The sequence below is a fragment of the Streptomyces sp. NRRL F-4489 genome (genome assembly GCF_001509485.1).
Classification (GTDB): domain Bacteria; phylum Actinomycetota; class Actinomycetes; order Streptomycetales; family Streptomycetaceae; genus Streptomyces.
In genome coordinates this window covers 1-10,034 of the sequence record NZ_LLZI01000065.1, presented here as the reverse complement: position 1 = coordinate 10,034, position 10,034 = coordinate 1, and the positions used below count along the sequence as shown (strand labels likewise).

The window sequence follows — 10,034 nt, the reverse complement described above, 5'->3', positions numbered from 1 at the left end:
GGGTGCGGAGGGGGTGGGTCCGGGCCGGCGGGAGGGGTGGCGGGTCCGCGGGCCGGGGGACGACGCGGTGATGCAACCGCCGGGGTGAAACGGGCGTCAAGGGTGGCCGGAATCTTCCCATCGCGGCCGGGACCTGCCGTGATGCGTCGGCGCGGAGCGGCTTGCGGTGGGCACGCGCACCGGGCGCGCCGCGTTACCTTCGTGTGAACATCACGCGGCGCCCTCACTCGGGTGGCCGCGGCGCGAAGCGGAGGTAACGGGGCGATGGACCGGGTCGAGGCCCAGGAGGAACGGCGGCGCCGGATCCGGGAGTCGGTGGTCTCCCGGGGGTTCGTACGGACGTCGGAGCTGGTCGCGGAGTTCGGGATCAGTCTGATGACCGCGCACCGGGATCTGGACGCGCTGCAGGCGCAGGGCTGGCTGCGGAAGGTGCGGGGCGGGGCGACGGGGCTGCCGTCGGCGCAGTTCCACGGCACGGTCGCGGAGCGGATGGCGACGATGGCGGCGGCCAAGCGGCTGCTGGCGCGGGCCGCGGCGGAGCTGCTGGCGCCCGGGCAGACGGTGCTGCTGGACGACAGCACCACCTGCCTGATGCTGGCGCACGAGCTGCCCGGGCGGGCGCCGCTGACGGTGCTGACCAACTCGCTGGCGGCGACCACCGCGCTGGCGCGGGAGCCGGGCATCTCGCTGATCACGCTGGGCGGGGCGTACTTCCCGGCGTACGACGCGTTCATGGGGGTGCACACCGCGGACGCGGTCCGGGCGTACCGGGCGGATGTGCTGTTCCTGTCGACGACGGCGGTGGCCAAGGGCCGCTGCTACCACACGTCGCCGGAAACGGTGCTGGTCAAGCGGGCGATGATGGAGAGCGCGGCGCGGCGGGTGCTGGTCGCCGACCACACGAAGTTCCGCAAGGACGGGCTGTACGCGCTCGCGCCGCTGACCGGCTTCGACCTGCTGATCACCGACGACGGCCTGCCGGCCGAGGAGGTCCGGGCGATCCGGGCGGGGGGTACGGAGGTGCGGGTGGTGGGGGTGCGGGGCGGGTGACGGCGGTGTGCGGTGTCAGCGTGCGAACTTTTCGATGGCCGCCGGGGTGACGGGGGTGAAGAAGTTGACGAGGTTGCCGTCGGGGTCGCGGAACAGCAGCGACCGGTTGCCCCAGGGCATCGTGGTGGGCTCGTTGACGACATCGGTGACGAAGCCGGTCAGGTTCTGGTGCACGCGGTCCACGTCGTCGACGAGGAATTCGATGATCACGCTGCGGTTGTCCGCCGGGCGGGCGGAACCGGGGGCGAACAGCGGGACGGTGCGGGTGGAGGCGATCGCGAGGGTGGCGCCCGCGGTCCGGAGTTCAGCGAAGTCCTCGGTGGCCCACGCCGCCCGCGCCCCTGTGGCGCGCTCGTAGAAGCCGACCAGGCGCGCCACGTCGCCGGTGATGACGCGGATCGAGACGAAGTCCATGGGAATCTCCTTGGCTGTGCTGGAGGGGTGCACGTCGGAGGCTAGGAGAAATAGCGGACGGAATCGGTCCGGTATCGGCGCTAGGCTGCGGACATGTCCCGACCCACCGGCCGCGTGCTGACCCTCCTGGAGCTGCTGCAGTCGGGCGGCACCCGGACGGTGGCCGAACTCGCCGACCGGCTCGGCGTCGAGGGGCGCACCGTGCGCCGGTACGTGGACCAGCTGCTCGACCTCGGCGTGCCCGTGGAATCGGTGCGCGGCCGCTACGGCGGCTACCGGCTCTCCCCCGGGTACCGCCTGCCGCCGCTCATGCTCAGCGACGACGAGGCGCTGGCCGTCCTGCTCGGCCTGGTCGCCGGCCGCCGGGCGGGGCTGGCGACGGCGGAGCGCACCGCGAGCGAGACGGCGTCGGCGAAGATCCGGCGGGTGCTGCCCCAGCACCTCGCGCGCCGGCTCGACACCCTCCTGGAAGCCCTGGCCTTCACGGACGGGGCCGGCGAGTTCGACGCCCCGGACGCCGGCGTCCTGCTCACGATCTCCGACGCCGTGCGCCACCACCGGCCCGTCTCGATCCGCTACACCGACACTGAGGGACGGCGCAGCGAACGCACCCTGCACGCGTACGGGATCGTCGCCCATGCCGGCCGGTGGTACGTCACGGGCAGCGACCCCCGGATCGGTGAGGACCGGACCTTCCGGCTCGACCGCATCGCGGACGCGCGGACCCTGCCCGGCTCCTTCGAAGCGCCGGAGGGTCCCGGTCCGGCGCAGCGCGTGGTGTCGGGGTTCGCCGCGGCCGCGTACCGGCACGAGGTGGCCGTGCGGATCCACGGGACGGTTGAGCAGATCCGCGCCCACCTCCCGGCGAGCGTCGCCAGCCTGGACGAGCACGAGCCCGCGGCCGGCGAGGACCGGGCGGCCGAGCGCTGGTTCCGCGTCGAACTGCGGGCGGAGCGGCTCGACTGGCTGCCTCCGGTCCTCGCCGCCCTCGACCGGCCGTTCGTCATCGAACGCCCCGAGGAACTCCGCGACCTCGTCACCGCGCTCGCCGAGCGCCTCGCGTCCTGCGCCCGCCGGGCCTGACCGCGCGGAACCCCTGTCATGGGGGGCGCGCCCAGGGGCCTACGCCAGCCCCAGCGCCCCCGGTTCGGCGGCCAGTTCGCGCAGGGCCGCGCGGGGGTCGGGGACGAGGTGGCGGGCGGTGAGGTCGAGGATGCCGCAGACGGCGGTGATCTCGGCGGCCCGGGTGCCGTCGGCCTTGCGGACGGTCTGCTCGATGACGAACGTCTTCCCCTCGCCCCACACGAACCGGCAGCTGACCGATACCTCGTCGCCGGCGCGGAGTTCGCGCAGGTAGCGGATGGTGGTTTCGAGGGTGACGGGGCCGATGCCCTGCGCCACCAGTCGGGTCTGCGGGAGGCCGGCGGCGTGGAGGGCGGACCAGCGGGCGTGCTCGGCGTACTGGAGGTAGACGCTCTGGTTGAGGTGCCCCTGGGTGTCGGTCTCGTAGCCGCGGACGGTGACGGGGACGGCGAAGGGCGCGGGGGCGGCGGTCTCCGCGGCGGTGCTCGCCGTACGCGTCGCACTCACCGCAGACACCCCGCTCGCCGCACCCGCCGGCTTCGTCGCTTCGCTCATGTCCGTTCCTCCCGTCCCCTGCCCCGTGGGCGCTCTCGCCCCCGTAAGCGCCCTTGGCCCCATGGGCCCCGTGCGCCCCATCGTAGGCATCGGTGATCAGGGCGCGACGGGATTCACGGTGGCCGGGGCGAGTTCGGTCCAGGTGACGGTGCGGTCGCACCAGCGTTCCAGCAGGGTGCGGTCGTGGCCGACGGCGAGGACGCCGGCGCCGCTCTCCCGGCGGTAGGTCTCGACGACGGCCACCAGGGCGGCGGTGGTGGAGGCGTCCAGCATCGCGGTCATCTCGTCGCAGATCAGCCAGCGGGGGCGCAGGACCAGGGCGCGGGCCAGGCAGGCGCGTTGCAGCTGGCCGTCGCTGACCTCGTGCGGGCGGCGGCTGAGCAGGTCGTCGCCGAGGCCGACGAGGGGCGCCAACTCCCTTGTGCGGGCGGGCACTTCGGCTTTGCGGCCGGTGGCGCGGAGGGGTTCGGCGATCAGGTCGGCGAGCCGCAGGCGGGGGTCGGCGGAGAGCCGGGGCTGCTGGAAGAGGACGCCGAAGGCGGTGCGCTGGTCGCGGGGCGCGCGGTGGCGCCAGCCGCGGGCGGGGGTGCCGTCGAGGACGACGGTGCCGGCGTCCGGGCGGTGCAGCAGGGCGGCGACCCGGGCGAGGGTGGATTTGCCGCAGCCGCTGGGGCCGAGCAGGCCGACCGCCTCACCGGGGGCGAGGGTGAGGGAGACGCCCCGGAGGACGGGGGCGCGGCGGTCGTATCCGGCGGTGATGTCACGCAGTTCGAGCATGCTCGGTCTCCCTGTCGGGCGGCACCGGGTGGTGGCAGGCGACGCCGTCGCGCGGGGCGGGCGGCGTGGCGCAGGCGGGGGTGGCGCGGTCGCAGCGGGCGGCGAAGGCGCAGCCGGCGGGCAGGTCGCCGAGTTCCGGGGGCATCCCGGGGATGGGGGTGAAGGCGCGGTCGGGGAGGGCGTCGAGGAGGGCGCGGGCGTAGGGGTGGCGGGGGCCGGGGGTGCCGAAGAAGGCGGCGGCGCCGGTGAGTTCGACGATCCGGCCGGCGTACATCACGGCGACCCGGTCGGCGACGCGTTCGGCGGCCACCAGGTCGTGGGTGATCATCAGCAGGGCGTGGCCGGCGTCGGTGTGGCGGCGGAGTTCGTCGGTGGTGCGGTCCACCAGGTCGCGGTCGAGTCCGGTGGTGGGTTCGTCGGCGAGCAGCAGGGGCGCGTCGCCGGCCAGCGCGAGGGCGGTGGCGGCGCGCTGGGCGAGGCCGCCGGAGAGCTGGTGGGGGTAGCGGTCGAGGTGGTCGGCGGGGAACGCGGCGCGGGCGGCGGTGCGTTCGGCGGCGGCCCGCAGTCCGGGGCCGCGCGGGGTGCCGGTCAGCTCCCGTACGGTCTCCTCCAGCTGGGCGCGGACGGTGCGGACGGGGGTGAGGTGGGCGGCCGGGCTCTGCGGGACGAGGCCGATCCGGCGGCCGCGGACCGAGCGGGCGAGTTCTGCCTCGGGGGCGGCGAGCAGGTCGGTGCGGCCGCGGTCGTCGCTGAGCTGGGCGGTGCCGGTGGCGTCGGCGTTGCCGGGGAGCAGGCCGAGGAGGGCGGAGGCGAGGACGGATTTGCCGCAGCCGCTCTCGCCGACCAGGACGAGGCATTCGCCGGGGGCGAGGTCGAAGGCGGCGTCGGTGACGGCGGCGACGGTCCGGCCGCCGGGCATCCGGAAGCGGACGGTCAGACCGCGGACGGAGAGCAGCGGCGCGGCGGCGGGGCGGGCGGCGGTCACAGCGTCAGCTCCGATCGGCGGCGGGGGTTGAGCCGTTCCCGCCAGGCGCCGGCCAGGCCCGCGACGGCGAGGGTGGGGACGATGAGGAACAGGCCGGGGAAGAGGGTGGGCCACCAGTCGCCGGCCAGCAGGGAGCTGCGGGCGGCGTTGGCCATGATGCCCAGGCTCGCCTCGTGGGCGGGCAGGCCGAGGCCGAGGAAGGACAGCGCGGATTCGTGCCAGATGGCGTGCGGCACCATCAGGACGGCGGCGAGTCCGGCCTGCGGGAGGACGGCGGGCAGCAGGTGGCGGACGGTGATCCGCCACCGGGAGGCGCCGCCGGTCAGCGCGGCGTCGAGGTAGGGGCGGGCGCGCAGCGAGAGGACTTCGGCGCGGACGATGCGGGCGGTGGACAGCCAGTGCGTGAGCGCCACCGAGAGGATCACCGGCCAGACGCCGGGCCGGAACATCGCGACGATGAAGATGCCGAGCAGCAGGTGCGGTACGGAGGAGAAGAGGTCGACCAGGCGCATCACGGCCCGGTCGGCGGCGCCGCCGAGCGCGCCGGCCAGGGCGCCGACGGCGGTGCCGAGGACGGTGGCGGTCAGTGCGGCGACCACGCCGACGAGGAGCGAGACCCGCAGGCCGTAGACGCAGCGCAGCAGCAGGTCGCGGCCGACCTCGTCGGTGCCGAAGGGGTGGGCGGCGGACGGCGGGCGGAGTTTGCCGGCCAGGTCGACGGCCTGCTGGTCCAGGGGGAACAGCAGCGGGACGAGGAGGACGGCGAGGACGAGGGCGGCCAGCAGGGCGGCGGAGGCCCGCAGGCGGAGGGTGTGGCGGGCGCCGGCGGCGCGGCGGGCGCGGGCGGCGGGGGCGGTGGTGCTAGCCATCGAATCCCACCCTCGGGTCGGCGAGTCCGTACAGCAGGTCGGAGAGGAGGTTGCCGGCCAGGACGGCGGCGGTGGCCAGGACGGTGAGCGCGGCCAGCAGCGGGAAGTCGACGGCGGTGGCGGCCTGGACGGTGGCGGCGGCGATGCCGGGCCAGCTGAAGACGGTCTCCACCAGGAGGGCGCCGGTGATGAGTTCGGGCACGCGGGAGCCGATGAGGGTGAGGACGGGCAGCAGGCCGGAGCGGAGCGCGTGGTGGCGCAGGACGGTGCGTTCGCGCAGGCCGCGGGCGCGGGCGCCGCGTACGGGGTCCTCGTCGAGGGCGTCGGCGACGCCCTGCCGGACGTACAGGACGAACCACGGGAGCTGGGAGGCGGCCAGGACGAGGACGGGCAGGGCGAGGTGGCGGGCGATCTGGCCGGCGGTGGCGGTGGTGCTGCCGGTGTCGGTGAGGCCGCCGGCGGGGAGCACGCCGAGCTGGAGGGCGCCGAGCCAGACCGCGAGGAGGCCGAGCCAGTAGGGCGGGGCGGCTTCGAGGACGTAGGCGGTGGCGGTGACGGCGCGGTCCAGGAGGCCGCCGCGGCGCCGGGCGGCCAGTACGCCGAGGGCGGTGCCGGCGGCGACGGCGAGGACGAAGGCCAGGGCGCACAGCAGGACGGACCAGCCGAGGCGTTCGCCGATGACCTGGGAGACGGGGGCGCGCAGGGTCGCGGAGTCGCCGAGGTCGCCGGTCAGGGCGTGGGTGAGCCAGTGCCACCAGCGGGCCAGGAGGGGCTGGTCGACGCCGAGGTTGTGGCGGATCTGGTCGAGGTTCTCCTGGGACGCGGTGAGGCCGGCGGTGCCGGCGTAGGCGCGGACCGGGTCGAACGGGGAGGCGGCGGCGATCGCGAAGACCCCGAGGGTGACGGCGAGGAGGACGGGCACGGCGGTCAGGGCCCGCCGTGCCGTCATCCGCGCCATCGGCCCCCAGGGGAGGGCGGGGCGGGCGGTCACTTCTTGGGCTGCCAGTCCTCGACGTTCCACCAGGGGCCGGAGGCCAGGCCGTGGTCGTGCGGTTCGACCTGGGTGGTGAGGTCCCGCCAGCGGTCGTCGGTGACGTAGAGGTGGTCGATGTGGGTGAGGAAGATGTAGGCGGGGTCCTTGGCCAGTTCGCGCTGGACGGTGTCGTAGGCGGCCTTGCGGGCCTGGCGGTCGTCGGTGCGGCGGGCGGTGACGAGCTGCTCGTCGATGGTCTTGTTGGCGTAGCGGGACATGTTGTTGAAGCCGTCGCCGGCGAGCGAGGAGTGCAGCAGGAGGTACTGGTCGAAGTCGGGGTCGGCGGGGCTGCCGCCGCCGGCGAGGACCGCGTCCTGCTTCATGCGGGGTTCGATGGCCTCCCAGGTGCCGGATTCGACCTTCACCTCGATGCCGGCCTTCTTGGCGTCCGAGGCGAAGGCGAGGGCGTGCTCCTGGCGGAGCTTGTCGCCGGAGAGGTACCAGAGGGTGAAGGCGGCGCGCTGCCCGTCCTTGGCGCGGACGCCGTCGGGGCCCTTGGTCCAGCCGGCGTCGTCGAGGAGGCGTTCGGCCTTGTTCAGGTCGTGGGGGCGCTCGGTGCCCTTGGCGAACCACGGGCTGTCGGTGGGCACCGGCCCGTAGGCGGGCTTGCCGGCGCCGCTGAGGATGCCCTTGACCATGGCCTGGCGGTCGACGGCGAGGTCGAGGGCCTGGCGTACGGCGCGGTCGGCGGTGACGGGGTTGGCGGTGGGGAGGGTGACGTTGCGGTAGTCGAAGGTCTTGGCGGCGAGGGTGGTGCGGTGCTTGTCGCCCTTGAAGGTGGCGGCGAGTTCGGGCGGCAGGATGGCGCCGTCGAGGTCGCCGGAGCGCAGGCGGGTGGCGCGGACGTCGTCGTCCTTGATGATCGCCATGGTGAAGTGCTTCACCTTGGGCGCGCCGCCCCAGTAGTGGGGGTTGGCGGTGAAGGTGAGCTTCTCGCCCTTGGACCACTGGGTCAGGACGTACGGGCCGGTGCCGACCGGGTGGGTGGTGAAGGAGCCGGTGTTGACGTCCTGCTTGCCGGCGATGTGCCGGGGCGCGATGGGCAGGACGGTGCGCTCGGCGAACGGGGCGTAGGGGTACTTCAGGTGGAAGACGACGGTCCGGTCGTCCTTCTTCTCGACCTTCTCCAGGGCGTCGAGTTCGGCCTTGGAGGCGTTGTTGGTCTTGGCGTCGAGGATGGTGTCGTAGGTGAAGACGACGTCGTCGGCGGTGAAGGGCTTGCCGTCGCTGAAGGTGACGCCCTGGCGGAGGGTGTAGGTGTACGTGGTGCCGTCGTCGGTGACCTTCGGCAGCTCGGCGGCGAGCGCGGGCTTCAGGCGCATCCGCGCGTCGTGGGTGAGCAGCCCGTCGAAGATCTTGGAGTTGCCGTCCTTGCCGTAGCCGAGGAGAGGGCTGAGGGTTTCGGGCTCGTAGGCGATGCCGACGACGGCGGTGTCGGCGGGCTTGCCGCTGCCCCGGCCGGTGTCCGGGGCGGCGCAGGCCGCCGCGGTGAGCGCCATCGTGACCGCCAGCGCCGTGGTGGCGCCTCGCCGTATGGACCGGGACGTCATGCCCACACCCTTCTTGGAGATCGACCGTTGTTGCGAACAGCTCGCAGGAGCGGTTGCCATTAAAACAGTCGTAAAGGTGTGGTCATGAACCGGTCCCGGATGGCCCCGGTGTGCTCAGGAACGGGGGCCATCCGGAACCGGGCCGGGGGCGGCTGTGGGGATGCCGCTCAGGGCGTGCCGGTCACCAGCTTCAGGCCCCATTTGCGCAGCGGTTCGCCGACCGGCTGGAAGATGGTGACGGTGGCCCCGCCGGTCTCGCAGGTCGCCGCGCCGCCGCCGGAGTGCAGCCCCACCGCCTTCGGGGCGCCGGGCTGGGTGACGTACGAACCGCCCGAATCGCCCGCCGCGGAGCAGGCGTTGGTGAAGGAGAGGCCGGAGATGACGGTGTTGCCGTAGTCCACGGTCTGGTCGGTGCGGGTGATCTCGCCGCAGTGCCAGCCGCTGGTCTGGCCCGAGTGGCAGATCGACATCCCGACGATGCCCTCCTGCGCGCCGGTGACGGCGACCGGGCTGCCGCCCTGGCCGGCCACCCACGGGCTCAGCTGCCAGCCCGGCTGGTCGACGGTGACCAGGCCGAAGTCGCCCTCGTACGCGTTGACGCTGTGCGTACCGCCCTGGTTGGAGGTGCCGATCCGGCTGCCGTCCTTGCCGAACGCCGGCTGGTTGGCCTTCAGCGTGCAGTGGCCGGCGGACAGGAAGCCGCGGAAAGTGCCGGGGCCGGTCACCGAGAAGCCGATCGAGCAGATGCCGTCGGCGCCCGGCATCCAGCGTTCGCCGCCGATGACCGTGCCGTTCTGCTGGCGGGGGGCCTGGTCGCCGCGTTCGACGGTGACCGGGACCCGCGAGCGGAGCGCGATGCGGTGGAGGTCGCCCTCGAAGCCGGCGGTGCGGCCGGTGCGGGAGGCGCGGTCGATCCGCACCACCACCCCGTTGGCGCGCTCGTCGATGCCCCAGCCGGTGACGCCCGGGACGCCCCGGCCGGCCCGTTCGGTGATCCGCCGCACCACCGCGCGCAGCGCCGCCCGGTCGTGGCGGACGGTCCTGGGCACCGCGCCGGCGGCCCGGACCCGGCGGGCGTCGGCCCGGCCGGTGACCGCGACGACGAGCCGGCCGGACGCCTTGTCGAACCACATCCCGGCGGGCGGCGCCGCCAGGGCCCGGCGCACCGCGAGGGCGGCGTGCTGCGCCTCGGCCTCCTGCGCGAGCCGGGTACGGGCCTGGGCCGGGGAGAGGCCGAGGTCGCGGCGCATCGCGTCGAGCATGCCGCGCGGGGTGGGCCGGGGGCCGGGGCCGTCGTGCGGCAGGGCCCGCGCCGGGCCGTTCGGGGCGACGGCGGCCAGCACGGCGGCCGCGGCCGCGGTCCAGAGCGCGGCCGTGCGAATGCGGCGTTCCATCGGGGGTCTCCTCGCGGTGTCGGGAACCCGCCGGTCCGGCGCCGGGCCGGACCGGGCGGGGCGGGTGCATGGATCGGCCCTAGTCGAGACTGGTTGACACCGGGGCGGGCGGCACGGGGAACGGCGGCAGGCGGGGGCCCGGCGGCGGCCGGCCGGACGTGCTCAAGTCCCCGCCGTGCGCGGGCCGGTCGGGCCCGGGGCACCGCCCGGGGCGGCGCGGAACGTCCCCTGCTCGGCCGCCCGCCATCCGGGAGGCGGGGCACCTGAATGCCCGTCAGGCGGGGGGCGGGCGCCCGGTAGGCAGGGGGGCGCCCCCCGGGGTGG

At 74.9% G+C, this 10,034-nt stretch carries 10 protein-coding genes; 2 read left to right on the top strand and 8 right to left on the bottom strand.

Annotated elements, in window-relative coordinates; translation table 11 throughout:
- Nucleotides 1-264 precede the first annotated feature (264 nt).
- On the top strand, nucleotides 265-1,050 hold the full coding sequence (locus ADL22_RS07810) for a DeoR/GlpR family DNA-binding transcription regulator (protein ID WP_066975104.1): 786 nt from the start codon (nucleotides 265-267) through the stop codon (nucleotides 1,048-1,050).
- A gap of 15 nt (nucleotides 1,051-1,065) precedes the next feature.
- Here the strand turns inward: ADL22_RS07810 and ADL22_RS07805 are convergent, their stop codons facing one another.
- A complete protein-coding gene (locus tag ADL22_RS07805; RefSeq protein WP_066975102.1) occupies nucleotides 1,066-1,464 on the bottom strand; it encodes a VOC family protein in 399 nt (132 codons plus the stop codon).
- A 93-nt stretch (nucleotides 1,465-1,557) separates the two neighbouring features.
- Between ADL22_RS07805 and ADL22_RS07800 the strand changes: the two genes are divergently transcribed.
- Nucleotides 1,558-2,547, top strand: a complete 990-nt coding sequence (locus ADL22_RS07800; RefSeq protein WP_066975100.1) for a helix-turn-helix transcriptional regulator — start codon at nucleotides 1,558-1,560, stop codon at nucleotides 2,545-2,547.
- Between the two features lie 39 nt (nucleotides 2,548-2,586).
- On the opposite strand, the gene ADL22_RS07795 is transcribed toward ADL22_RS07800, so the two are convergent.
- The 7 genes from ADL22_RS07795 to ADL22_RS07765 form a co-directional block, all read right to left on the bottom strand.
- The gene (locus ADL22_RS07795) at nucleotides 2,587-3,102 is read right to left on the bottom strand and encodes an acyl-CoA thioesterase (protein ID WP_079063923.1); all 516 of its coding nucleotides are present in this window, start codon (nucleotides 3,100-3,102) and stop codon (nucleotides 2,587-2,589) included.
- A gap of 96 nt (nucleotides 3,103-3,198) precedes the next feature.
- The gene (locus tag ADL22_RS07790) at nucleotides 3,199-3,879 is read right to left on the bottom strand and encodes an ABC transporter ATP-binding protein (protein WP_066975095.1); all 681 of its coding nucleotides are present in this window, start codon (nucleotides 3,877-3,879) and stop codon (nucleotides 3,199-3,201) included.
- The gene (locus ADL22_RS07785; RefSeq protein WP_079063924.1) at nucleotides 3,863-4,798 is read right to left on the bottom strand and encodes an ABC transporter ATP-binding protein; all 936 of its coding nucleotides are present in this window, start codon (nucleotides 4,796-4,798) and stop codon (nucleotides 3,863-3,865) included. The genes ADL22_RS07790 and ADL22_RS07785 overlap by 17 nt, the downstream gene beginning before the upstream one ends.
- 62 nt (nucleotides 4,799-4,860) lie before the next feature.
- Nucleotides 4,861-5,733 (bottom strand): ABC transporter permease, encoded by an 873-nt coding sequence (locus ADL22_RS07780; protein ID WP_066975093.1) that lies wholly within the window; start codon nucleotides 5,731-5,733, stop codon nucleotides 4,861-4,863.
- Nucleotides 5,726-6,682, bottom strand: a complete 957-nt coding sequence (locus ADL22_RS07775) for an ABC transporter permease (RefSeq protein ID WP_234430588.1) — start codon at nucleotides 6,680-6,682, stop codon at nucleotides 5,726-5,728. Before ADL22_RS07775 ends, ADL22_RS07780 begins: the two co-directional genes overlap by 8 nt.
- A gap of 38 nt (nucleotides 6,683-6,720) precedes the next feature.
- Nucleotides 6,721-8,316, bottom strand: a complete 1,596-nt coding sequence (locus tag ADL22_RS07770; RefSeq protein WP_066975089.1) for an ABC transporter substrate-binding protein — start codon at nucleotides 8,314-8,316, stop codon at nucleotides 6,721-6,723.
- A gap of 167 nt (nucleotides 8,317-8,483) precedes the next feature.
- Nucleotides 8,484-9,710 (bottom strand): S1 family peptidase, encoded by a 1,227-nt coding sequence (locus tag ADL22_RS07765; protein ID WP_066975087.1) that lies wholly within the window; start codon nucleotides 9,708-9,710, stop codon nucleotides 8,484-8,486.
- Nucleotides 9,711-10,034: the final 324 nt, after the last annotated feature.